At 74.7% G+C, this 20,019-nt stretch carries 20 protein-coding genes; 14 read left to right on the top strand and 6 right to left on the bottom strand.

Annotation, left to right across the window (positions count from 1 at the left end; genetic code table 11):
- From AB7F12_RS13470 to AB7F12_RS13440, 7 genes are all read left to right on the top strand, one after another.
- The coding region (locus tag AB7F12_RS13470) for a YihY/virulence factor BrkB family protein (protein ID WP_428517941.1) at positions 1-537 on the top strand (537 nt) is incomplete at its 5' end.
- A gap of 134 nt (positions 538-671) precedes the next feature.
- On the top strand, positions 672-1,544 hold the full coding sequence (locus AB7F12_RS13465) for a Rieske 2Fe-2S domain-containing protein (protein ID WP_428501483.1): 873 nt from the start codon (positions 672-674) through the stop codon (positions 1,542-1,544).
- Positions 1,545-1,559: 15 nt separating this feature from the next.
- Positions 1,560-2,537, top strand: a complete 978-nt coding sequence (locus AB7F12_RS13460; protein WP_428501482.1) for a hypothetical protein — start codon at positions 1,560-1,562, stop codon at positions 2,535-2,537.
- Positions 2,422-3,495 carry a histidine phosphatase family protein gene (locus tag AB7F12_RS13455; RefSeq protein WP_428501495.1) on the top strand — a complete coding sequence of 358 codons (1,074 nt, stop codon included), beginning with the start codon at positions 2,422-2,424 and terminating at the stop codon, positions 3,493-3,495. The genes AB7F12_RS13460 and AB7F12_RS13455 overlap by 116 nt, the downstream gene beginning before the upstream one ends.
- Complete coding sequence (locus tag AB7F12_RS13450) at positions 3,473-4,384, top strand: NAD(P)H-hydrate dehydratase (RefSeq protein ID WP_428501481.1); 912 nt, start codon at positions 3,473-3,475, stop codon at positions 4,382-4,384. Before AB7F12_RS13455 ends, AB7F12_RS13450 begins: the two co-directional genes overlap by 23 nt.
- A 184-nt stretch (positions 4,385-4,568) precedes the next feature.
- A complete protein-coding gene (locus AB7F12_RS13445) occupies positions 4,569-6,251 on the top strand; it encodes a SpoIIE family protein phosphatase (protein WP_428501480.1) in 1,683 nt (560 codons plus the stop codon).
- On the top strand, positions 6,248-7,327 hold the full coding sequence (locus AB7F12_RS13440; RefSeq protein ID WP_428501479.1) for a cobalamin B12-binding domain-containing protein: 1,080 nt from the start codon (positions 6,248-6,250) through the stop codon (positions 7,325-7,327). Before AB7F12_RS13445 ends, AB7F12_RS13440 begins: the two co-directional genes overlap by 4 nt.
- A 45-nt stretch (positions 7,328-7,372) precedes the next feature.
- Here AB7F12_RS13440 and AB7F12_RS13435 read toward each other — a convergent pair whose 3' ends face one another.
- Positions 7,373-8,230 (bottom strand): hypothetical protein, encoded by an 858-nt coding sequence (locus tag AB7F12_RS13435; protein WP_428501478.1) that lies wholly within the window; start codon positions 8,228-8,230, stop codon positions 7,373-7,375.
- Between the two features lie 286 nt (positions 8,231-8,516).
- Here AB7F12_RS13435 and AB7F12_RS13430 point away from each other — a divergent pair, with 286 nt between their 5' ends.
- The 3 genes from AB7F12_RS13430 to AB7F12_RS13420 are packed head-to-tail and all read left to right on the top strand — an operon-like array spanning position 8,517 to position 10,808.
- Positions 8,517-9,425, top strand: a complete 909-nt coding sequence (locus AB7F12_RS13430) for a hypothetical protein (RefSeq protein ID WP_428517171.1) — start codon at positions 8,517-8,519, stop codon at positions 9,423-9,425.
- Complete coding sequence (locus tag AB7F12_RS13425) at positions 9,422-10,096, top strand: phage holin family protein (protein WP_428517173.1); 675 nt, start codon at positions 9,422-9,424, stop codon at positions 10,094-10,096. Before AB7F12_RS13430 ends, AB7F12_RS13425 begins: the two co-directional genes overlap by 4 nt.
- Positions 10,097-10,106: 10 nt before the next feature.
- Positions 10,107-10,808, top strand: a complete 702-nt coding sequence (locus AB7F12_RS13420; protein ID WP_428517175.1) for a DUF3618 domain-containing protein — start codon at positions 10,107-10,109, stop codon at positions 10,806-10,808.
- Positions 10,809-10,857: 49 nt separating this feature from the next.
- On the opposite strand, the gene AB7F12_RS13415 is transcribed toward AB7F12_RS13420, so the two are convergent.
- The 4 genes from AB7F12_RS13415 to AB7F12_RS13400 all read right to left on the bottom strand — a co-directional run bounded on the left by AB7F12_RS13415 (position 10,858) and on the right by AB7F12_RS13400 (position 15,399).
- Entirely contained in the window at positions 10,858-11,547 is a 690-nt protein-coding gene (locus tag AB7F12_RS13415) for a PadR family transcriptional regulator (RefSeq protein WP_428517177.1), read from the bottom strand.
- Positions 11,534-12,478 (bottom strand): ParA family protein, encoded by a 945-nt coding sequence (locus AB7F12_RS13410; RefSeq protein ID WP_428517179.1) that lies wholly within the window; start codon positions 12,476-12,478, stop codon positions 11,534-11,536. The genes AB7F12_RS13415 and AB7F12_RS13410 overlap by 14 nt, the downstream gene beginning before the upstream one ends.
- 9 nt (positions 12,479-12,487) lie before the next feature.
- Entirely contained in the window at positions 12,488-13,888 is a 1,401-nt protein-coding gene (locus tag AB7F12_RS13405; RefSeq protein ID WP_428502627.1) for a hypothetical protein, read from the bottom strand.
- Positions 13,889-14,481: 593 nt separating this feature from the next.
- Positions 14,482-15,399, bottom strand: a complete 918-nt coding sequence (locus AB7F12_RS13400; protein WP_428517939.1) for an ATP-grasp fold amidoligase family protein — start codon at positions 15,397-15,399, stop codon at positions 14,482-14,484.
- Between the two features lie 299 nt (positions 15,400-15,698).
- On the opposite strand from AB7F12_RS13400, the gene AB7F12_RS13395 reads away from it, so the two are divergent.
- The 4 genes from AB7F12_RS13395 (at position 15,699) to AB7F12_RS13380 (ending at position 18,551) form a co-directional block, all read left to right on the top strand.
- Positions 15,699-16,082, top strand: coding sequence for an ATP-binding protein (locus AB7F12_RS13395; RefSeq protein WP_428502625.1), 384 nt, complete (start codon positions 15,699-15,701; stop codon positions 16,080-16,082).
- Positions 16,083-16,329: 247 nt separating this feature from the next.
- On the top strand, positions 16,330-17,448 hold the full coding sequence (locus AB7F12_RS13390) for a glutamate--cysteine ligase (RefSeq protein WP_428502624.1): 1,119 nt from the start codon (positions 16,330-16,332) through the stop codon (positions 17,446-17,448).
- A gap of 82 nt (positions 17,449-17,530) precedes the next feature.
- Positions 17,531-18,049, top strand: a complete 519-nt coding sequence (locus AB7F12_RS13385; RefSeq protein WP_428502623.1) for a hypothetical protein — start codon at positions 17,531-17,533, stop codon at positions 18,047-18,049.
- A gap of 22 nt (positions 18,050-18,071) precedes the next feature.
- Complete coding sequence (locus tag AB7F12_RS13380; protein ID WP_428516936.1) at positions 18,072-18,551, top strand: DUF421 domain-containing protein; 480 nt, start codon at positions 18,072-18,074, stop codon at positions 18,549-18,551.
- A gap of 97 nt (positions 18,552-18,648) precedes the next feature.
- Here the strand turns inward: AB7F12_RS13380 and AB7F12_RS13375 are convergent, their stop codons facing one another.
- Complete coding sequence (locus AB7F12_RS13375; protein WP_428500446.1) at positions 18,649-19,920, bottom strand: Rid family detoxifying hydrolase; 1,272 nt, start codon at positions 19,918-19,920, stop codon at positions 18,649-18,651.
- Positions 19,921-20,019 lie beyond the last annotated feature (99 nt).

Genomic DNA, 20,019 nt, shown 5'->3' with positions numbered 1-20,019 from the left:
TTCCTCAAGCTCCGCGGCACCGCGCTGCTGCTGACGCTGGGCGCCGTGGTGTTCGTGCTCGTCGCGGTGGCGCTGGTCGCGGCGATGCCGGCGCTGTTCGACGCGCTCGGCCTCGGCGGCGTCGGGCTCGTCCTCGCCCAGGTGGTGCGGTGGGTCCTGCTCGTGGCGCTCGTCGTCGTGGCGCTCGCCGTCGTGTACCGCGTGGCCCCCGACCGGGACGCGCCCCGGTTCCGGTGGGTCAGCGTGGGCGCCGTCGTCGCCACTGTGCTGTGGGTCGTCGGCAGCGTCGTGTTCAGCCTCTACGTCGACAACTTCGGCTCCTACAACAAGACCTACGGCGCGCTGGCCGGTGTCATCGTCCTGCTGCTGTGGCTGTACCTGACCGGCTACATCGTGCTGCTGGGCGCCGAGGTCAACGCCGAGAGCGAACGGCAGACCGCACGCGACACCACGCGCGGACCGGAGGAGCCGATGGGCACCCGCGGCGCGGAGGCCGCCGACACCGTCGCCGGCGACCCGCGGACCCCGCGCCGTTGAGCTGAGGCGCCGCGCGACGGGGCATCGACGAGCAGCAGGCGTTCGCGATCTCCGAGGTCGGGTTCGTCCGGGACCGTGGTGTGTTCGTCGGCGACGCGAGGTTTCACCGCGTCCTCGCGGTCTAGTACAGCGGCATGAGGATCCTCGACGCCATCACCGGCGGACTCGAAGGGGCGACCGCGCTCGACCGGCCCGCGGCCATCGCCCGCGGCGCGGTCTCCGCGGTCGTGGCCGACCGGCGCGTCAAGGACGCGCTGCACGGGGTGTGGCTCGGGCACTCCCTGCATCCGGCGCTGGCGCAGCTGACGCTGGGCTCGTTCACGTCCGCAGCCGTGCTCGACCTGACCCCAACCGCGCGCCGGGCCTCGTCCACGCTGATCAAGGTGGGGCTGGCGAGCACCCCCGTCACGGTGGCCGCGGGCTGGGCCGACTACGCCGAGAGCCACGAGGAGCAGCAGCGCGTCGGGATCGTCCACGCGGCGACCAACGCCACCGCGGTGCTGCTGTTCTCGGTGTCGCTGCTGCAGCGCGCCCGGGGCCGGAGCGGGCGGGTGACGTCGGTGCTCGCAGGCACGGTGGCCGGTGTCGGGGCCTGGCTCGGGGGTCATCTCGCCTACCGTCAGGCGTTGGGCCCCAACCAGGCCGAGTCGGTCCCGCACACCGGGCCCGACGACTGGCAGACCATCGGCCCGGTCGCCGACCTGCCCGACGGGACCCCCGTCTGCCGCCGCGCCGGGGCGGTCGACGTGCTCGTCGTGCGCCGCGGTGACGACGTGTCGGTGCTGTCGAACCGCTGCCCGCACCTCTCGGCGCCGCTGCACGACGGGGAGCTCGACGCCGCGACGGGCGAGATCACCTGCCCCTGGCACGGCAGCGTGTTCCGCCTCGACGACGGATCGGTCGTGCACGGCCCCGCGACCGCACCCGTCCCCGGGTTCGCGACGAGGGTCACCGACGGCGTCCTGCAGGCCCGGGTGCTCACCCATCCCGGCGTGCCGGCGAGCTGACCCGGAGACGACGAAATGACCACGGCGGCGCTCGGCACGCACCCGGTGACAGGAGGACTGACCGTGCTCGCGGCACTGGTCGGGCGCGCGACCGCGATGCGCACGCTCTGGAGCGGCCGGCCGGCTCCCCTCGACGACATCCCGCGGCGATGGCGCGGCAGCGGGCCGGTGATCGTCGTCGGCGGGGTGGGCACCGTCGCCGCGGGCCTGCAGCCGCTCGTCGACTGGATCGGACGGCTCGGGTACGACGTCACGACCCACACCGCCGGCATCGGGACGGCGTGCGGCGCCCGCAGCACCGAGGCCCTCGCGCAGACCATCGCCGAGGCCGACCGCGGCGGCGGCGTGCACCTGGTCGCGCACAGCCGCGGCGGGCTGTTCGCCCGGGCCGCCGTTGCCGCCGGGGCGCCCGTGCGGTCGCTGGTCACCCTCGGCAGCCCGTTCGACCTGCGCCGCCTCGGCTTCGCCCGCCTCGTGCTGGGCAGCCTGGTTAGCACAGCGGGCACCCTCGGGGTGCCCGACCTCGCCCGGCTGGAGTGCCTGTTCGGCGAGTGTTGCGCCGAGTTCCGGCGCGCCGTCCGCGGCCGGGTCGAGGTGCCGTTCACGTCGGTGTACAGCCGCCGCGACCGGGTGGTGCCGTGGCGCGCCTCCGTCGACCCCGCCGCCCGCAACGTCGAGGTCGACGGCAGCCACCTCGACCTGATGGACCACCCGGAGCCGCTCGCCGCGGTGGCCGAGGCCCTGGCACGCGGGAACCGGGCTGCCCCAGGACGGGAACGGCGCCGCGGCGCGGCGCGCACACGGGTGGACGCCGCCCGGCGCCCCGTGACGGTGACGGGCGGCCGGTCCATGCGGGCAGGGCAGGGTGACGGGGCCGATCCCCGCAACACTGCCGGGCCGCGCGTCGGTCACCTTCGTCGGCACGGCGACGACGCTGCTGCACCTGGGTCCCGTCACCGCCCTCACCGACCCGAACTTCCTGCACCGCGGTGAGCGGGCCCATCTCGGCCACGGCCTGTGGAGCCGGCGCCGGACCGCGCCCGCGTGCGGCCTGCACGAGCTCCCACCGCTCGACGTCGTCGGCCTGCCGCACCGCGGTGAGACCGCGCACCTGCGCGGGCGGGCCGACCCGGCCACGGCGGCGCCCGGCGACGGCCGGGGGATGACACCGGCAGGCATGGTCGGGGCCACGTCCGGGTACGGCCGATCCGTGTCCTACCGCGGCCCCGACTCGCTGTGGCTCGTCCGTCACGGCCAGAGCACCGGCAACGTCGCCAACGACGAGGCCCGGCGCGCCGGCGCCGAGCTGCTCGATCTCGAACGCGACGCCGACGTCCCGCTCTCCGATCTCGGCGCGCAGCAGGCCGACGCGGTCGGGAAGTGGTTCGCGGCGCTCCCGCCCGACCGGCGTCCCACCCTCGGCCTGAGCTCGCCGTACCGGCGCGCCCACGACACCGCCCGCCGGGTCCTCGAACACCTGCCCGAGGTGCCGCTGCGGGTCGACGAACGACTGCGCGACCGCGAGCTGGGCATCCTCGACCTACACACCGCCGCCGGCATCGCCGCCCGGTTCCCGCAGGAGGCCGCCCGCCGCCGCCACCTCGGCCGTTTCTACCACCGCCCGCCCGGCGGCGAGTCGTGGGCCGACGTCGCGCTCCGCCTGCGCGCCCTGCTGACCGACCCGATGCTCGACCTCGACGGCCGTCGCGTCGTCGTCGTCAGCCACGAGGCCCCGATCCATCTGGTGCGCTACATCCTCGAGCGGATGGACGAGGCCGAGGTGCTGGCGGCGTTGCGCGACGCCCCGATCGCGAACTGCTCACTCACCTGCTTCGAGCGCCCCGCACCCGGCGAGCCGCTGCGCGTCGTCGACGTAGGCCTCGTCGACCCCCTGCCCCGCAACGATGTCCCGACGACGAAGGAGCCACGTGTCAGCTCCGACGAAAAATGACCACGGCCCCGCCGACGGCACGGTCGTCACCCCGGCCGTCCTGCGCGACTGGGCCCTGCCCTCCCCCGAGGGCGGTTCCAAGACCGCCCGCGGCACCGCGCTCGTCGTCGGCGGCAGCCGCGGCACCCCCGGCGCACTGCTACTGGCGGGCGTCGCGGCGCTGCGCGCGGGGGCCGGTGTCCTGCAGATCGGCGCGCCCGCCTCGATCGCCACGGCGCTGGGCATCAGCGTGCCGGAGTCGCTGACCCTCCCGCTGCCCGAGAGCCCCGCGGGCTGCGTCGCCGCGACGGCCGTCGACGACCTCGCCGACGTCCTGCCCACGGCGGACGCCGTCCTGGTCGGCCCCGGGCTGTTCGACGACGAGGCCTCCCTGCAGACGCTCGTCGCCGCCGTCCTCGCCCGGGTGGGCGACGACGCCACGGTGGTCCTCGACGGCTACGCCCTGCGCGGGCTCGGCCCGGGCACGGTCGCCACGCTGGGCGGGCGGCTCGTCGTCACCCCGAACAAGGGCGAGGCCGCCGCACTGCTCGCCGGTGTGGACGGCGCCCCGGACCCGGCCGAGGAGGGGGCCGCCGCAGCTGCGGCCGTCGCCGACCGCTACGGCGCCGTCGTCGCGCTGGGCGGCGCCGTCACCACACCCGGCGGTCGCCGCTGGGTCGACGGCAGCGGGCACGCCGGGCTGGGCACGTCCGGCAGCGGCGACGTGCTGGCCGGGCTGGTCGTCGGCCTGCTCGCCCGCGGTGCCACGCCCGCGCAGGCGGCGTGCTGGGCGACCCATGTGCACGCGTCGGCCGGTGAGCGCCTCGGCACCCGCATCTCCCACGTCGGGTTCCTCGCCCGTGAGCTCCTCGACGAGGCGCCGCTGGTTCTCGCCGAACTGACGGGGTGACGTCTGCGCAGGTGGTGGCTCCGAGCAGGACAAGGGGTGGCCAGGCTGGGTAGGCTCACCGCGTCGGCCTCGGTCGACGAGCCCATCCGGCGCCTCGAGCCAGCGGGAGTCGGCACGTCGGCCGCGCGTGCAACGCTGCGGACGCGATCCGAAACAGGGAGACAGCGGCCCCGGCCGCGACGCCGTGACTCAGACCCGACGCGAACCGGTCGGGGTGCACCGACACTCCGACACCGCCCTGACCGAGAACGCGCCCTGTGCGGTGCTCTCGGTCGATCCCACCGGTGTCGTGACGGCCGCGAACCGGCACGCGAGAGTGCTGCTGCCCACCGCCGGGATCGGCGCGCCGCTCACCGCCGCGGCCCCGCGGTGGCTCGCCGACGCGCACGACCACATGACCGGGCACCCCATCCACGACGATGCCGACGACGTCGCCGGCATCGTCGGTTCCGTTCCGTCGGAGGGCGGGCCGCGCTGGGTCGAGGCGCACGCCCGCCCCACCGGGGACGGCACCGTCACCTGGTGGCTGCTCGACGTCACCGAGCTGCGCGAGGCCCGCGCGGCGCTGCACACCGAGCAGGGCCGGGCCGCGTTCCTGTCCGAGGTGTCGTCGAGGCTGCTGGGGTCGCTGAACGTGCAGCGTTGCATGGAGATCACCGCCGAGCTCGCCACCTCCCACCTGTGCGACGCCGCGGTGGTGATCGCACCGGCGCGCCGCGGCAGCCACGCGACGGTGGTGTCGGTCCGTGGCGGCGGGACGACGCTCGGCGAGCTGGGTGGCGACCCGGCCGAGGTCGCCGGGCTCGCCGAGGCGCTGCAGGGGTTCCCGCCGGTGCCGTCGCGCTGGCTCGATCCGACGACCGCACCGGCATGGCTGGTCCCGCCCGGTGTGGGCGGGGTCGGCTCGGTCGTCGTCACCCCGCTTCCCGGGCACGGTGTCCCCGCGGGCGCGCTGGTGCTGCTGCGCACCACCGACGGCGACGGGGCGTTCGCCGAGGACGAGGAGATCTTCTCCCGGCTGTTCGCTGTCCGCGCCGGGAACGCGATGTCCGCGGCCCGGCTCTACGCGCAGCAGGCGTCGATCACCGAGACGCTGATGCGCGAGCTGCTGCCGCCGACCGTGCAGCAGCTCGACGGTGTGGAGTTCGCCGCGCGCTACCGGCCCTCCCAGGACGAGGAGCGGATCGGGGGCGACTTCTACGACGTCCACCCCGTCGGCGGCGCCGGCAAGCCCGACGAGTCGCTGGTCGTGCTGGGCGACGTGTGTGGGAAGGGCCTCGACGCGGCCGTGATGACCGGCAAGATCCGCAGCGGGCTGCGCGCGCTGCTGCCCTTCGCCGACGACCACCTCCGGCTGCTGCAGCTGCTCAACGCCGCCCTGCTGGACGCCGACGACACCCGGTTCGCGACGCTGGTGCTGGCCTCCGTGCGACGCGCCGGCGGCACCGCCCGCCTGCGGCTGACCTGCGGTGGGCATCCCGCGCCGCTGGTCGTGCGCTCCGACGGGACCGTCGCGGAGGTCGCCACGGCGGGCACCCTCGTCGGGGCGCTCCCGGAGGTCACGGCGACCACAGCGGAGGTCACGCTCGGTCCGGGCGAGACCTGCCTGCTCTACACCGACGGCATCACCGAGGCGCGTGGCGGCCCCTTCGGCGACGAGCAGTTCGGCGACGACCGGCTCCACGACGCGCTGGCCGGGTGCGCCGGGATGCCGGCCGACGCCGTCGTGGAGCGGATCCAGATGCTCGCCTCCCAGTGGGTCGGTCGCCGCCGCCACGACGACATGGCGGTCTTCGCCGTGACGGCGCCCCGCGGACAGCACCTCACGGCGGTGGGTGGTCACGGACGGGGCAGGTACACGGCATGACCGGGGTCGACGCGGGCGCCCACGTCCCCGTCTCCGCCGACATCGGCGCGCTGTGGGACGCGGTGATCGGTGGCGACGAGTACACGGCCACCGACGTCGTCCTCGCCGCGCTCGACCGAGGGGTTGCGGCGGAGGCGGTCCTCCTCGACGTCATCGGGGCCGTGCAACGGCGCGTCGGCGCGGAGTGGGCCGCGAACCGCATCGACGTCGCCCACGAGCACACCGCCACGGCGATCAACGAACGCGCCGTCGCCGCCGTCGCGCAGCGCACGCGCGTCGAGCCCACGGGGCCGAGGATCGCGGTCGCCTGCGTCGACGGCGAGTGGCACGCGCTGCCCGCGCGGCTGCTCTCCGAGGTTCTGCGCCTGCGCGGGTTCCGGGTCGACTACCTCGGCGCCCAGGTGCCCACGCCGCACCTGGTCGGCCATCTGCACCGGACCGCGCCGGACGCCGTGGCGCTGTCCGGCTCGATCGTGACCCGGCTGCCCGCCGCGCACGCCACGATCACCGCGTGCGGGGCGACCGGGGTCCCGGTGATCGCCGGGGGCGCGGCCTTCGGCGTCGACGGCCGCCACGCCACGCGCCTGGGCGCCCAGGCCTGGGCCCCGGACGCCCGGTCGGCCGCCGACCTGCTCGCCGCCGGTCCGCTCCCCCGCCGCGCCGCCGACGCGCAGCCGTCCGACGACCTGCCGCACCTGGTCGACCAGGAGTACACGATGGTCAGCCGGACCACTCCGACGCTGGTGAAAGCGGTCTACACCGGACTCGAACGGCGCATCCCGGCGATGGCCGGGTACACCGACCGGCAGCGTCTGCACACCGCCGAGGACCTCGAACACGTCGTCACGTTCCTGGCGACCGCCCTCTACCTCGACGACGTCACGGTGCTGCACGACTTCCTGGCGTGGACGGGCGCGGTGCTCGACGCGCGTGGCGTGCCCGCGATGGTCCTCGACCCGGCCCTGGAGCTGTTGCTCGACGAGCTCCACGACTTCACCAGGGCGGCCGGGATGCTCACCGCGGCACGGGCCCGGCTGCGCGAGGCGGCGACCACACCGCCGGCCGCGACCGCCTGACCGCCGCCGACCCGGCCGGGCGCACGGGCCACGGTCCGGCCGAGGTCAGGGCAGGAGCGCCCGCATCACCGCTCCGGTCACCACCATGCGACCGATCATGATCGTCGCGAACTCCTCGACGACCGGGGCGATCCTCGTCCGGACGTCGTCGTCGACCGCGAGGCGGGCGTGCGGCAGCAGCGGGATCAGCTCGTCGACGACGACTCCCCGCGCGACCCCGATCAGCTCGCGCTGGGCGGCCTGCAGCGCGCCGGACCGGTGCAGGGGCGACAGCGCGACGTGGGCGGTCGCCAGGAACGGCGGCCACAGCGTGAGGTGCCGGTAGAGGCTGGCGTGGGCGGCGCTCGCCCCGAGCCGGCCCAGCCCGTCGCACGCGAGGACGAGTGCCCGCAGGTCCGGGGACAGCGCGTCCATCGGCGGGAGCGGTGCAACAGCGGCGGGCCGGGCGGCCGGCGCCGGAGCCCCACCGGTCCCGGCCCGCGTGTGGGTGCCCGGTGCAGGGCCGCCCCGCATGAGGACGTCGATCGCGGTGAAGACGAGGAAGTTCGTCGAGTTGGCCCGGTTGTAGGAGTCGATCAGGGCGGCGACGTCGAGGCGGGCCGTCTCGTCGAGGCCCAGCACGGCCCACACCGGCGGCGGCACCGGCTCGACGCCGTCGGTCCGTGCACCCGCGCCGATCTCGGCGGACCGGGCGGCGAGCTCGGCGGTCAGGTACAGCGGCCGCACGGCCCGCCACACCGCCGGCAGCGCGCCGGGGACGGTGGCCAGGTGCCGCCAGATCAGGTTGACGAACGGCAGCCCGAGCGTCGCGCGCAGGTCCGCGAACACGTCCGCGGTCTCACCGACCGCCTCCTGCTCGCGGATTGCCGGGATCGGGTCACCGGCCATGTCGGTGGTGCTCATGTCGGCGGCTCCTGACGTCGGGCGTGGCGGGTGCCGTCCACACATACACGACCCCGGCCGGGTGCCGGTCCCGGCCCTCCCCCGGTCCGCGACACGTCGACCTCCCGCCGGGCGCCGTCGAGGCCACGCCCGGGTCGACGAATCCGCGGACCGGGCAGCGCAGCGCCTCCGAGTGGGACGACCGCTCTCGCCGTTCGAGTGATTCGGTCACCGGTCGAACGCAGGCGGTGTCCGTCACCAGCGACCGGGTATCGCTGCGGACACCGATCGAGCGAAAGGAGCCGCAATGACAGGGACACCGACATGGGGCGCCGGCACAGCCGCGCACGACACCGGCGGCACCGTCACGCACACCGCAGACACCGCCCGCTCCGAGGGCGCCGAGGTGGCCCGGACGGCCGCCGACGCCGGTAGCTCCGTCGCGAGCACCGCCGCGGACGCGACCAGGGAGGTCGCCGGCGAGGCCCGCCGGCAGGCCAAGGACCTCGTCGGCGAGGCTCGCACCCAGCTCCAGCAGCAGGCGGGCGCTACGCAGCGGCAGGCCGCGGGCGGCGTACGCAGCATCGCCGACGAGCTGCGGCAGCTGGCCGGGGCCGGTGACGGGGGCCCGGTCGCCGACCTGGCGCACCAGGCCGCGGGCCGCGCCGACGAGCTCGCCGGCTGGCTCGAGGAGCGTGAACCCGGTGACCTCGTCGAGCAGGTCCGCCGGCTCGCCCGGCGGCGACCCGGCGCGTTCCTCGCCGGTGCCGCCCTGGCCGGGGTGCTCGCCGGTCGCCTGACCCGGGGCGTGGTGGACCACGAGCGCGGCTCGTCCGACGGTGCGGCGACCGCGGGACGGGCCCCGGTGACGCAGCCCGGCCGCCCGGACCCGGCGACCGCGCCGCCGAGGACCCCGGCCACGACGGTTCCGCCGGCGCCGACCACCCCCCACGCGCCGTCGACGTACTCCGACACGGATCCGGCGCGCACGGGTGGTCCCCCGCCGGGGCCCGGGTTCGGTCCACCCACGGGTCCCGGCGGTTCCGTGCCCGTCGCCGATCCGGTTGCCGGCGCCCGGACCGACCCGGCTCCGTCCGGGGCCGGAACCGACTCGGGACCCGCGCACGCACTCCGGCCGGGATCGCCCACCGTCGGCGACTACGTCGACGAGATCGGCCGTCGCGGTGATCCCCGCGTCACCGAGGACCCACGGTGACCGGGCCCGGCACCACCCCACCGGGCCACGGCGTCCCGACCGGCCCCGACCCCGCGCCCGGTCAGGGAGGCCGTCCGGGGTACGGCGCGCAGCCCGGGTACACGGAGCCCGGCCACGAGTACCCCGGCCGTGCGGCGCAGCCCGGGGACGGCACCCAGCCCGGACACGAGGCTGCACCGCGGCACGCCGCCCCGCCGCGGTACGACACGCCGCCCTCGTACGACACACCTCCGCGGTACGACACGCCGACCCGCCAGGAGCCCCACGGGGCCCTGCCGCACGACCCGCACCCGGACGTCGAGGAACTGTCCGTCGGTGACCTGATGGGCCGGGTCTCCCGCGACCTGTCCACGCTGCTGCGCCAGGAACTGGCGCTGGCCCGGGCGGAGCTGAAGCAGGAGGCCCGCACGGCCGGGCGCGCCGCCGCGGGGTTCGGCGGGGCCGGGTTCGCCGGCTACATGGTGCTGCTGTTCCTGTCCGTCGCGCTCTGGGCCGGCCTCACGAACGTGATGGACGGCGGCTGGGCCGGCCTGGTGGTCGCCGCGGTCTGGGCCGTGATCGCCGCCGTCGGCTACGCAATCGGCCGGTCCAACCTGCGCCGGACCAACCCCACGCCCGAACGGACCGTCGACACGCTCAAGCAGGTTCCCGACGCCCTGAAGAGCCGGTGAGGAGAGCCCCATGACGACCCCCTACGACACCCCCCACACCACCTCCGACGACGACCCCGAGGCCATCCGCCGCGAGATCGAGCGGACGCAACGCCGGCTCGGGGGCGACGTCGACGCCCTGACCGAGAAGGTGACCCCCAGCCGCATCATGGAGCGTCGCGTCGGTCGCGTCCGCAACCGCGTGGCCGGCTGGCGTGACGCGGTGATGGGCAGCGACGCCGGCGACAACCCGTCCGGAGCCCGCGGGCTCGCGAGCCAGGCCTCCGGCCGTCTCGACGACGTCACCTCCACGGTGTCGGACACGGCATCCGACGCCGCGTCGCGGGTCGCCGACACCACCCGCGACCTGCCCGACGCCGCACGCCGCCAGACCCGGGGCAACCCGCTGGCCGCCGGCCTGATCGCCTTCGGGGCGGGCTGGCTCGTCTCGTCGCTGCTGCCCGCGACCCGGCAGGAGCAGGAGCTCGCCGGCCAGGTCAAGGACAAGGCCGTCGAGGCCGGGCAGCCCCTCGTCGAGCAGGCGCAGGAGAAGGCGAAGGAGCTCGGCGAGAACCTCCGCGAGCCGGCCCAGGAGGCTGTGCAGTCAGTCCAGCAGACCGCGCAGGAGGCCGTCTCCACCGTCCAGGACGAGGGCCGCTCCGCGGCCGAACAGGTGCAGGGCCGGGCGCAGCAGGCCGGCAGCACGGTCAAGGACGAGGCGACAGGACGCTGACACACGACACGACCGGGGCCGGAGGAGTTCCTCCGGCCCCGGTCGTGTGTCAGCCGTCGATCAGCGCGTCCATCCCGTCGACGAACTGCCGCCAGGCCCGGACCCGCCCGTTCAGGACGCGCACGCCGAGGTCCGTGACGCGGTAGCGCCGCTGCCCCGGTGAGCGCACCAGCAGGCGGTTGCGTTCGAGGTAGATCAACCTGTGGGTGACCTGGTCCCGGGCGGGCACGAACCGGCCGAGTGATCGCGACGTGATCAGGTCGAGCAGCTCGGCGCGTGATCTCGGTGCGTGCTCGAGCACCGCGAGCAGGATCATGTCGACCTGACGGGGGTCCCGGACGACGACCGGCCGGGGTGCCCGCCGCCCCTGCGCGCGCGGGATCCCCTTCGCACGCGGGCTCCGTGACCTTCCGCGACGCGACGGCCCGTCGGACGGCCGGGCCGCTTCCACCGGCCCACGCTCGTCCTGCTCCGGCTCCGTGGTCGGCTCCTCCTGCGGCGTCGGTGCGGTGATGTCCACCCGATCCGCGGGCGCCGTCGCGTCCGTCCCCTCTGCACGCGTTGCGTCGTCGTCCCGGGTCGCGGCATCGTCCCGGGTCTCGGCGTCGTCCCGGGTCGCGCCGCCGTTCCAGGTCGCGGCGCCGTTGCGGATCGTCGCCGCCGGCAGCACGGCCTTCGTCGCCGCGGCCGGTCCGAACGTCGACGACAGACCCGCCGGCTCCCCGTCACGTCCGCTCATGTCGATCCCCTCCCTGCCCGGACCGCTCCGTCTCCTCGGCAGCCTGCAGCGCGGTCAGGATCTCCACGCCGAGAGCCCGGTAGTCACCGGCCACGTTCGCCGCCGTCGCCGCGATCCGCGGGGTCCGCACCCCCGACCGCAGCGACTCCCACCACGCCGGCTGGTGCGCGGCCTCGATCTCCAGCTCGTGCGCCAGCTTGCCCAGCCGCCGCGCGTCCTGCGCCGTCCGCTCCGCGTGCCGGATCGTCGTCCGGAACCGCGGCGAGGTGTCGCCGAACGCCCTGTCGATCGCCGTACCCGCCTCCGCGTGGATGGCACGCGACCGGCTGCCCGTCCCGAACAGGACGACGCCGAGCAGCCCCAGCCGCTCGTTGATCTCCCGGGCCAACGCGAACCGCTGCGCCACCAGCCCGATGCCGACGAGCCCACCGACGTCCGTCTTCGTCGGCATCAACACCCACCGGGCCGCGGCCAGCGCCAGGTCCGACAGGATCGTCGACTCCGGCGGACAGTCGACGAACACGATGTCGTAGCCGCCGGCCACCGGCGCGAGGACGTCACCCAGGACCGTGAAAGCGCCACGCCCGTGATGCTGCAACCGCGACACCATCACGGGCGTGAGGTCCTCCAGCCGGGAGCCACCGCACACGACGTCCAGGTCCGGGCGCACGTCCACCAGCGGCCGCAGCGGCGTCCCCGCGATCACCGCCGCCAGCAGCCCGGCGCCCTGGTCGTCACCCTCGGAGCCGCGGTAGCCGAGGTCGTCGGCCAGGTTGGCCTGCCGGTTCAGGTCGACCAGCAGGCAGCGGTACCCGGCCCCCGCGAACTGGCCGCCCAGGTTCGCGGCGATCGAGGTCTTCCCGACCCCGCCCTTGTCGTTGACTACCGCGACGACCCTGGCCAGCGCGGCGTCGCGATCCTTCCCTGCCACCCGCAACCCCTAGTCGGCGGTCCGCGACCGGCGTCCGCCGCCGCGACCCGACCGGCTCCGCGCCGGCCGTGCCTCCGTGGGCTCGGGCCCGCCCTCCGCGACCGGCGGACCCGCCTCCCGCGTCGCCTTCCGGCGCGTCGACCGCTCGCCGCCCCCGTCGTCACGGTCGGCCGCCCGGGCACGCCCGCCGCGCGGCGTCGCCCCGCGCTTCTCCTCGGCCGGTTCGTCGCGGGACGCCGTCCGCCGCCGACGCGGCTTCGCCTCCGCGGGCTCCTCGCGCGGCTCGGTACGACGCCGACGCGGCTTCGCCTCGGCCTCCCCGTCGCCCCGCTCTGCGGCGGCCGAACGGCTGCGGGGTCGGGCACGGCCCCGGTCGCCCTCGTCAGAGCGCTTGCGGCCCTTGCCGTCCCCACCTGCGGAGCCGCGGCGACGTCCGGTCGGCGGCTCCTCGACGTCAACGTCCGTCGACGAGCGCCGGGTCCGCAGCAGGCCCTGCAGGCCCGTGGGGCCCTGCGCCGCGCCCGCGAAGCGGTCGTCGGAGCCGGACTCCTCCTCGGACTCGTCGGCCTCGTCGGCCTCATCTTCGGCGTCCGCGTCCTCGTCGATGTCCTCCACGGCGTCGGCGTCAGCATCCTCGTCGATGGTCTCGTCGCCGGTCTCGTCCGATTCCTCGTCCGATTCCTCGTCGGCTTCGCCGGCCTCGGCGTCCTCTGCCTCGGGGCTCCCGTCGACCTCGGCGGATTCCTCGTCGACCTCGCCCACGTCCTCGTCCGCGTCCTCGTCGTCGCTGTCCGCGTCGGCCTCGTCCTCTTCGCCCTCGTCGTCGGCGGCCTCGCCCTCGAGGTCCTCGTCGCCGTCGTCCCCGAGGTCCTCGTCGCCATCGCCCCCGAGGTCCTCGTCGCCGTCGTCCTCGACGTCCTCGTCGCCATCGCCCCCGAGGTCCTCGTCCACGACGTCCACGACGTCCTCGTCGCCATCGTCCTCGACGTCCTCGTCCACGACGTCCACGACGTCCTCGTCGACGTCCCCGTCGGAGGTGTCCCCGTCGGAGGTGTCCCCGTCGAAGGCGCCCTCGTCGGAGTCGGCGTCCACGGCACCTCCCTCGGCGGCCTCGTCCTCCGCCTCGCCGACGTCGTCCTCGCCGTCGTCCTCGTCGGCGCCGTCGTCCGTCTCCGCGTCCGGAGCCTCGGCGGCGGACTCGTCGGCGTCGCCCTCGGAGTCCGCGTCGTCGCCGTCCTCCTCGACGGTGCCGGCGTCCTCCTGCTCGTCGAGGGCGGGAGCCTCCTGCTCCGCGGCCTCCTCGCCGCCGGCCGCGGTCTCCTCGACCACGATCTGCACGTCAACCCGCTTCGTGCCGATCATGAAGTACCCGCTGATGTTCGCCACCTCGGACGATGACCGTTCGGTCATGATGCGCTTCCTTCGTCGGACGGACTTCTGTCCCCACCACGTTCCCGGCACCCGGGAAGCGAAGCGGGTACGACCCACGTGCGAGGGCGACCGGGCCGAAGTTGCCCTGCTCGGGGGGTGCACTTGCGCCGGACGCGCACGACCGGGTCGGCCGATCGGGTTGCGATCGCCACCACGACGCCGCGCGTCAGGCCGTCGGGGCGCCGCGGGCCCGTTCCGGAGCGGCCGACTCCACCTCGCGACGACGCAGGTCGCTCACCCGTCGCCGGTCGGGCAGGACGTGGCTCGTACGACCACACTCCGGTGGCCGGCCCGGTTCCAGGCCCGCGGGGTGGCTGGATCGAGCGGGGGCTGGGATCGCCTGGGGGCGTTGGGCTCCGGTGAACTTCGCCGCCATCGCCGTGCATCTCGTCGGCTCGACGGGCTTGCACGTGGTCGCGGCTTCTCCTCGACCCGGATCCGGTACGGGCCGCGATATACCATCGCTCGCACGCCGACCTCCCTCGTCCGTGAGCGACGTGGGCGTCGCCGCCCCGGAGCACGTCCGGCCGGTCCAGGCGGCCCACCCGCGCCGGCACGTTCATGTCCTGCGCTCACCGGTAGCGGCGGGGTGGGGTCCAGGGCCTCCCGAACTCCCCGTCGAAGCTGTCCGGGTCGAAGGTGCTGTCGCCGCCCGCGGGGAAGCTGGTCAGTTCCCCGACGACGACCCGCCCGTCGAGGTCGTAGAGGTCGACGCGCACGAAATCGGTGTCCGCGCCCAGCCGCTCGGCGATCGCGATCATCTCGGTCAGGCCCGCCGGTGGGGCCGGCTCGGGCTCCGCCCACGGCGGTCCCCCGCTGAGCGGGAGGTGCTCCCAGTTCGGCCGGAAGAAGTCCTGGGTCCGCCGGCCGAACCGGCCTGCGTCGACCTGCACGAAGTGGCAACGCCCGTGGAACACGAAGAACTTGTGGTCCACCGGCAGCGCCCCGTCGACACCGGCCAGCAGCTCCTCGACGACGATCCGGCGCGGCACCTGTCCGTAGACCCACTCGCGGTTCGGTCCCTGCCCGTAGAGCTGGGCCAGCCAGCCGCGGCAGATGGCGACGACACACTCGCGGTCGGCGAACTCCGGGCGCACGTGCCGGTACACCCAGCTCCCCGGCTCGGTGGGCAGCCGCGCCCCGGCCGGGGCCGAGTCGGAGACGACGATCGCCGCTCCGCTGCCGTGCGTCGGCTTCACCACGTAGGCGGCCGGGAGCTGGATGCCACGCAGCACGGCGGGGTCGTCGACGAGCGCGTGGACCCGCGGCAGGTAGCGCTCCCCGACGACGTCGGCGACATAGCCGCGGACCGCCGCCTTGTCGGCGAAGGTCACCATGAGCTCGCGGTGGTCGCGCAGCATCTTGTAGCGCACCTTCTCCCGGAAGCCCCGGGGGTTCCGGGTGCGCCACAGGCGGACCAGGCGCACGAGCCGGCTCCGTTCACGCCACCGGATCCGTCGCTCCGGGACGACGGCAGGCCCGCGGGTCACGGCACACTCCTCTGTGGTCGGTCGACGACGGCTCCCGGTCACTACCGGGACGCATGCGATCGAAACCCGGCCGGCGACGGAACGCCGCGGCTCTCACCGGACCCCGACCTCGCGCGGCGTCCGAGCCCCGCAACGGCTGCGCTCGCGATCGGACGGCCCGCCCGGCCACACCAGGATGCGACGTACCCGTGCCCCGGCCCACCGGATGCGGCCGGCGGTTTGCGCTGATCCGCACCGGGGCATCCCGTCCCTGAACCGCGGCTCCCCGCAGGCCGACGGTGAGGATGGGAGGAACGCGCATGCGCCACCGCTACCGACCGGATCGCGAGTCGTGCGTCCAGGTCCGACGCGACATGCGCGCCTTTCTCGACCGATGCCGGGTCGATGCGGACGTCGCGGAGAACGCGATGCTGATCGCCAACGAGCTGGCGTGCAACGCCGTCGACCACGCCCATACCCCGTTCAGCCTCACGGCGACGCTGAGCCCGGGGAGACTGCGGATCGAGCTGACCGACGGCTCGGCCGAGGAGCCCCGCCTGCAGCCGCACGACACGACCGCCGTTCGCGGCCGCGGCCTGCAGATGGTCCAGCACCTGTCATCGAGCTGGTCCTTCCGGCGCGACACTGTCGGCAAGACCGTTGTCGTCGACGTCCTCCTCCCGGCGATGCACGTGCCCGCCTGACGTTCGTCGCCGCCGGCGGCTCGTTCGTGGTCGCCATCGGAACGCTCGTCGTCGTGACCGACGCGTTCGTCGCGGGGCACAGCAGCGCGGTTTGTCCGGCCCTACGGCCGGGAACGGTCGTCAGGACACCAGACCCGTACGCCGGTCCCCGATGCGAGGCCGTCCCGCCCGGGTCCCGCCCGCCACGCCGGCACGGCGCGGCCCGACCGTTGCGCGGTCCAGCACGACCGCGCGTGAGAGGACGCAGGTGCGTTCTGTCGGCATCGAGGAAGAGTTCGTGCTCGTCGACCCGGACACCGCGGCGGCGGCCGCCGTCGCGAGCACGGTCCTGCGCATCGACGAGGCCCGGCGCGGGGCGTCGGGTCCGCCGGCGGACGAGGGCGGCGAGCTCACCTCCGAGCTCCATCGCGAGCAGCTGGAGACCGGTACCCGTCCCAGCCTCACCCTCGCCGAGCTCCGCGCCGAGGTCGTCGCCCGCCGCGCGGACGCGCGGCGGGCGGCCGAGAACGCAGGTGTGGTACCCGTCGCCCTGGCCACCTACCCGCTCGCCGTCGACCCGACCGTCTCGGCGGGCGCGCGGACCCAGCGCATCCTCGAACGGTTCGGCCGGACCGCCCAGGAGCAGCTGACGTGCGGATGCCATGTCCACGTCGGGGTCGAGGGCGCAGACGAGGGGGTGGCTGTCCTCGACCGGATGCGCCCCTGGCTGGCGGTGCTCGCCGCCCTGTCGGTGAACTCGCCGTTCTGGGACGGCAAGGACTCGAACTACGCGAGCTACCGCAGCCAGGTGTGGTCACGCTGGCCATCGGCCGGACCGTTCTCCCTGTTCGGGACCGCGGCGCGCTACACCGAGGTGGAACGCACGCTGCTCGGCACCGGCACGTTGCTCGACGAGGGGATGGTCTACTTCGACGCCCGGCTGTCCCGCCGGCATCCGACGGTCGAGATCCGGGTGGCCGACGTGTGCCGCGACCCCGACGACGCCGTGCTGATCGCCGCCCTGGCGCGGGCGCTCGTCGACACCGCCGCCGCACAGTGGCGCGCCGGCGTCGACCCCGATCCGGTGCCGACGGAGGTGCTGCGGCTGGCGGCGTGGCGGGCCGGTCGGTCGGGACTGGCGGGCGAGCTCGTCCGCCCGGGCGTGTGGGTGCCCGCCCCGGCGCGCACCGTCGTCGACGACCTGGTCGCCCACGTCGGGCCGGCGTTGTCCGCCGCGGGTGACCTCGACGTCGTGGCCGGGCTGCTCGACGCGGTGGTCCGTCGCGGAACCGGGGCCGAGCGCCAGCGGGCGGTGTACGCCCGGACGCGGGACCTGCGGGCGGTGGTGCTCGACGCCGCCGACGCCACACACCTGGTCACGACGTGACGAGCGCGTACCTCGTCCGGGTCGTTTGCGGGCGCGCACACCGGGAAGGCCCCCCGCACATCGGGTGAGGCGTGGAGGGGTCATGCGTGGCGAGGAGGAGTCGACACTCTCCGACGTCCGCGATTCCGCGGCACCGCGCCGCGCCGGGATGCGGATCGTCGCCGTCGCGCTCCTCGTGGTCGTCGTGCTCGCCGGGCTGGCCGGGCTGCTCGGTGTCCGCAGCACGTCGAGCGTGACCACGGACGGGCCGTGGTCGGTGTCGGTGGAGTACGCGTGGGTCGCCCGGGCGGGCCTCGACGTCCCCTGGACCGTGACCGTGCACCGGGAGGGCGGGTTCCCCGGCCCGGTCACCGTGGCGGTGACCGCCGAGTACTTCGACATCTACGAGAGCCAGGGTCTCGATCCCGAACCCGCGTCGCAGACCGCCGACGCCACCCACCTGTACTGGACGTTCGACCCGCCGCCGGGCGAGGACCTCACCATCGACTTCGACGCCTACGTCCAACCCTCGAGCCAGCTCGGGGGATCCGGCGAGGTGTTCGTCCTCGACGCCGGCGCGCCGCGGGCCACGGTGTCGTTCTCGACCTTCCTGCTGCCCTGACGTGCCGAAGGAGCGGTGACCGATGGAACTCGTCGTACGGGCCGTCGTCATGTTCGGTTTCCTGTGGCTGATCACCAGGGTCGCGGGCCGGTCCACCCTCGGTGAGCTCAGCACCTTCCAGCTCCTGCTCTACGTGACGATGGGCGACCTGGTGCAGCAGTCGATCACGCAGCAGGACTACTCGGTGACCTCCGGGGTCCTGGCGGTGAGCACGTTCGCGTTGCTGACGATCGCCATCTCGTGGGCCAACACGCGCTGGCGAGGGGTCCGCCCGATCGCCCACGGCGTACCGGTCGTCGTCGTGCGCGGCGGCGACCCGCTGCTCGAGGTGATGACCCGGGAACAACTGCCCGTCACCGACCTGATGGCCGCGGCCCGGGAGAAGGGGATCCGGCGCTTCACCGAGATCGACCTGGCCGTGCTGGAGACCGACGGCAAGATCTCCTTCTTCACCGCGTCCGCCGGCGACAGCGGCTCCCCCGATCGCCCGTCCGTGGGGTGAGGTCGGTTCCGGACCCGGTGGCCCGGACGGCGGCGGGCGGATCCGGGCCGCCCCGTGACGGCGGGGTCGCAGCAGCCACGGGGACGGATCCGGGTGGTCACACCGCCGGCGGGGTTCCCTCGGCGTTGGCCACGACGGCGTCGACCTGGATCAGGGCGCCGCCCGGCAGGGTGGAGACGCCCACGGTCCGGCGGGCGGGCACACCACCCGGGAAGAACGTGGAGTAGACCTCGTCCACCGCGGGGATGTCGGCGAGGTCGGCGAGGAACAGGTTGACCTTGACGACGTCGTCGAGCGAGTGGTCGATGCTCTCCACGATCGCCTGGATGTGGGCGAGGCACTGGCGCGCCTGGTCGGCGACACCACCGGGGACCGGGTCGCCGGTCGTCGCGTCGATCGGCAGCTGGGCCGAGATGTGGTTGTAGTGGGAGAACGCGACGGTCTGGGTCGACAGCGGGCTGCGGGGCGCCGCGTCGGTGTTGTTCGCCCGGATGACGATCCCGTGCCGGTCCTCGACCTCCTGCGGCGGCGTGCCGTCGCCGTGGGAGACGACCGCCTCGATCTGGACGAGGGCACCGGAGGGCAGGGCCGACGCCTCCACCACGGTGCGGGCCGGCAGGTAGCCCACGGCGCGGGCGATCGCCGAGTCGGGGAAGAAGGTCGTGTAGACCTCGTCGACCACGTCGAGGTCCGCGAGGTCGGTGAGGAAGATCGTGATGCGGACGATGTCGTCGAAGGGGACGTCGATCCCCTGCAGCACGGCCTTCACGTTGGCCAGGCACTGCCTGGTCTGCTCGGCGACGCCGCCGGCCACGACCGCGCCCGTCGCCGGGTCGAGGGGCAGCTGCGTGGAGATGTTGTTGTAGTGCGAGAACGCCACGGTCTGTGACGACGCCGGGCTCTGCGGCGCGTTCGCCGTGTTGCCGACGACCTTGACGAGGTCGCCTGCCTGCGGGGCGTTCGGGATCGTGCCCTCGCCGCAGGAGATGAGCGCGTCCATCTGCACGGCGGCACCGAGCGGGAGCGCGGCGACGGCGACGGTCGTGCGGGTGGGCAGGTGGTCGGTGAAGGCGGTGGCGACCACCGAGTCGACGGCGTCGACGTCGGCGATGTCGGTGACGAACACGGAGAGCCGGACCACGTCGTCCATGACGTGGTCGATCCCCTCGACGACGGCGCGGAGGTTCGCGAGGACCTGCTTGGCCTGCTCGGTCACACCACCCGACACGATCTCGCCGGTCGCCGGGTCGATCGGCAGCTGCGCCGACAGGTTGTTGTAGTGGGAGAACGCGACGGTCTGGGAGTACGGACCGATCGGCGTCGGCGCCTGCTCCGGGTTCCGCGCCAGGACTGCGTTGTAGTCACTCATGTCGGGCACCACTTTCTGGTCGATAAACACAGGGATGGTGCCGGGCCGTTCCGGCGCGGGTCAGCCACGTCGGGGGGATCGGCCGGGGGAACAGTCGAC

The organism is Pseudonocardia sp. (assembly GCF_050250275.1).
Lineage (GTDB): Bacteria > Actinomycetota > Actinomycetes > Mycobacteriales > Pseudonocardiaceae > Pseudonocardia.
This window is presented reverse-complemented; position numbering and strand designations above follow the sequence as displayed.

Coding starts and splice junctions, on each gene's coding strand:
- AB7F12_RS13405 (WP_428502627.1), bottom strand. CDS start 13,888: ATGACCGAACGGTCATCGTCCGAGGTGGCGAACATCAGCGGGTACTTC.
- AB7F12_RS13460 (WP_428501482.1), top strand. CDS start 1,560: ATGACCACGGCGGCGCTCGGCACGCACCCGGTGACAGGAGGACTGACC.
- AB7F12_RS13385 (WP_428502623.1), top strand. CDS start 17,531: ATGCGTGGCGAGGAGGAGTCGACACTCTCCGACGTCCGCGATTCCGCG.
- AB7F12_RS13395 (WP_428502625.1), top strand. CDS start 15,699: ATGCGCCACCGCTACCGACCGGATCGCGAGTCGTGCGTCCAGGTCCGA.
- AB7F12_RS13435 (WP_428501478.1), bottom strand. CDS start 8,230: ATGAGCACCACCGACATGGCCGGTGACCCGATCCCGGCAATCCGCGAG.
- AB7F12_RS13430 (WP_428517171.1), top strand. CDS start 8,517: ATGACAGGGACACCGACATGGGGCGCCGGCACAGCCGCGCACGACACC.
- AB7F12_RS13440 (WP_428501479.1), top strand. CDS start 6,248: ATGACCGGGGTCGACGCGGGCGCCCACGTCCCCGTCTCCGCCGACATC.
- AB7F12_RS13420 (WP_428517175.1), top strand. CDS start 10,107: ATGACGACCCCCTACGACACCCCCCACACCACCTCCGACGACGACCCC.
- AB7F12_RS13375 (WP_428500446.1), bottom strand. CDS start 19,920: ATGAGTGACTACAACGCAGTCCTGGCGCGGAACCCGGAGCAGGCGCCG.
- AB7F12_RS13380 (WP_428516936.1), top strand. CDS start 18,072: ATGGAACTCGTCGTACGGGCCGTCGTCATGTTCGGTTTCCTGTGGCTG.
- AB7F12_RS13415 (WP_428517177.1), bottom strand. CDS start 11,547: ATGAGCGGACGTGACGGGGAGCCGGCGGGTCTGTCGTCGACGTTCGGA.
- AB7F12_RS13465 (WP_428501483.1), top strand. CDS start 672: ATGAGGATCCTCGACGCCATCACCGGCGGACTCGAAGGGGCGACCGCG.